This is a genomic window from Streptomyces composti, assembly GCF_012034205.1.
Lineage (GTDB): Bacteria > Actinomycetota > Actinomycetes > Streptomycetales > Streptomycetaceae > Streptomyces > Streptomyces composti.
This window is the reverse complement of sequence record NZ_JAATEM010000074.1, coordinates 1-1,682: the sequence shown is the minus strand read 5'-3', so window position 1 is coordinate 1,682 and position 1,682 is coordinate 1. Positions and strand designations below refer to the sequence as shown.

Genomic DNA, 1,682 nt, shown 5'->3' with positions numbered 1-1,682 from the left:
AGAAGCTGTTGTCTTTCCGGGCTTGACGACGGCGTTTTCGCTGGTCGGGCATAGGGCCGGTGATCCTGTGGGAGTGATGGTCTGTCGTGTCGCCGCTGCTGTGGAGGTCATGGATGCCGTCGGTCGTGGGGCTGCTGGAACAGCGCGAGGTCGTCGCTCGCCGTCGCGTGGACGAGCTGCGGGAGGAGGCCGACCGCATCCAGGCTGAACTGGCCGTGGCCGAGCGGGACTGGAAGGAATGGGCCATCGCTCGCTCGCGGGTGGGCGAGGTGCTTGCCCCGGCAGAGGAGACGGGGAATGGCCACGACCAGGCCGACCGGACAGCACCGACCGCCGACGGACAGGCCGAGGAGGCCTCGTCAACGCCGGAAGCGGCAAGGGCGAAGTCGCAGGTGCCGGTGTGGCGTGAAGGGCTTGCGTGGTCGGCGTTGTCGGTGGACTACCAGCGCATCCTCACCGTGCTCGCGGACCGCGCCCGGCTCCATCAAGGGCCGCTGACCTGCCAGGAGATGGCCGCTTCGTTCGGCATGGACGTGGTGCCGGCGCGGGTGGAGGCGCTGAGGTCGAAGGCGAAACGCCTGGTCGCGCGCGGCTGGCTGGCCGAGCCTGCGCCGGGCCGATTCACGCCCGCCCGCGGCGTGAGCGGGCCAGGCGGCGGGTCATGACCATGGTCATCGACCAGTAGACCATCGCCTCGGCGCTGGCGGTGCGGCGCTCGAAGTCGCGCACCAGGCGGCGACTTCGCATCAGGTGGGCGAAGAGACGCTCGACGATCCACCGCTTGGGCAGCACCACGAAGCCGCGCATGTCGTCGCTGCGTTTGACGATCGCCAGGACCAGGGCGAACGTGGCCAGACAGTGCTCGACAAGGCTTCCGGTGTAGCCGCCGTCGGCCCAGACGAGGGCCAGGCGATGGTGTGCCCGGGCCACCCGCTCAAGCAGGGCCTGGGCAGCGGTGCGGTCGCCGACATCCGCGGCGGTGACCATCACGCCCAGCAGCAGGCCGAGGGTGTCGACCACGACGTGCCGCTTGCGGCCGTTGATGAGCTTGCCGCCGTCGAAGCCGCGGCTGTCCGCGCCGACGACGGCGTCCGCTTTGACGGACTGCGAGTCGATCACCCCGGCCGACGGCTGCGCGTCCCGCCCCAGCTCCTCGCGGACCCTCGCGCGCAACCGGTCGTGGAACTCCTTGACCAGGGCGTTGTCGCGCCAGCGGCGGAAGAATGCGTAGATGCGGTCCCATGGCGGGAAGTCGGCGGGCATCGCCCGCCACTTGATCCCGTTGTCCACGAGATACCGGATCGCATCGAGCACCGCGCGGTGGCAGTACCCCTCCGGCCGGCCGCCCCGCCCGCGCATCCAGCCCGGCACCGGCAGCAGCGGCCGGACCTCAGCCCACTCCGCGTCCGTCATGTCCGACGGGTACCGGCGCTGCCGCTCGGGCCAGTCAGCCGCGTTGCCGTACACGTGCGCGAGGCAATCACACGTTGGAGCGGGAGAGTTGGACTGCCCACCCATCGGCACGGAAGACTGCAGCACCGGGGCCTCCTCTTGCTCTATGGATTCGACACCCACGAGCTGTTCAGGAGGCCCCGTCTTCATGCTCCGGCCACGGCCGGATCACTCGACCGGGAACCCGCGTTCGACCGCCACCGCTCAAGATCGAAAAGACAACAGCTACT

At 69.9% G+C, this 1,682-nt stretch carries 2 protein-coding genes; one reads left to right on the top strand and one right to left on the bottom strand.

Annotated features, from left to right (window positions below; genetic code table 11):
• The first annotated feature begins 113 nt into the window (after positions 1-113).
• On the top strand, positions 114-665 hold the full coding sequence (locus tag HCJ93_RS28980) for a hypothetical protein (RefSeq protein ID WP_167998795.1): 552 nt from the start codon (positions 114-116) through the stop codon (positions 663-665).
• Here HCJ93_RS28980 and HCJ93_RS28975 read toward each other — a convergent pair.
• Positions 622-1,413, bottom strand: coding sequence for an IS5 family transposase (locus HCJ93_RS28975; RefSeq protein ID WP_033226700.1), 792 nt, complete (start codon positions 1,411-1,413; stop codon positions 622-624). The genes HCJ93_RS28980 and HCJ93_RS28975 overlap by 44 nt on opposite strands.
• Between the last annotated feature and the right edge of the window lie 269 nt (positions 1,414-1,682).